The organism is Bacillus sp. LR--39 (genome assembly GCF_053613335.1).
In genome coordinates, this window is the sequence record NZ_JBSIOT010001028.1 from 1 (window position 1) to 654 (window position 654).

A 654-nucleotide genomic window follows, 5' to 3' on the forward strand; every position below is an offset into this window, starting at 1 on the left:
CTTAAATCCCGGCATGCTGCAGGACGGATCGAGCGTTTCCGCTATCAAATCGTTCACATTTTGCGAATCCGCCCAATGCATCGGTACAAAAACGGTATCCGGCCTGATGGCTTCCGACCATTTGCTCCTGACGATGATGCTGCCTCTTTTTGATTCCACCCTGACCAGCACCCGGTCGCCAATATTGTACTTTTCCGCCGTTTTCGGATGGATTTCCATAAATGATTCAAAGTGTCTCGCCTTGAGCGCGGCGCTCCTTCTCGTCTGTACCCCGGTTAAATAGTGAGACATCACCCTTCCGGTCGTCAGAATAAGGGGATACTCCTCAGTCGGTACATCTTTTTTGACCTTTGGTTCGTTCGGGACGACGCACATTCTTGCTTTTTTGTCTGGGTGGGAGAAGGATGATTCAAACAGGCGCTGTGTTCCAGGGTGCCCCTCTTCTGGACAGGGCCATAAAATGCCGCCTTCCTTTCTCAGACGTTCATAGGTGATGCCCGAATAGTCGGCAATTCCGCCGCGGCTCGCTTTTCTCAATTCATTAAAAACATCCTCTGCCGATCGATATGAAAAATAGCGGCCTTTTCCAAGCGCTTTAGCGATATCGCAAATAATTTGCCAGTCATGCCTCGCTTCACCGGGACACGGCTTTGA

The 654-nt window shown here is 50.5% G+C and carries 1 protein-coding gene; it reads right to left on the minus strand.

Annotated features, from left to right (window positions below):
• Window positions 1-654: molybdopterin oxidoreductase family protein (locus tag ACWHAR_RS28200; RefSeq protein ID WP_452088586.1), on the minus strand; the 654-nt coding region annotated here is incomplete at both ends.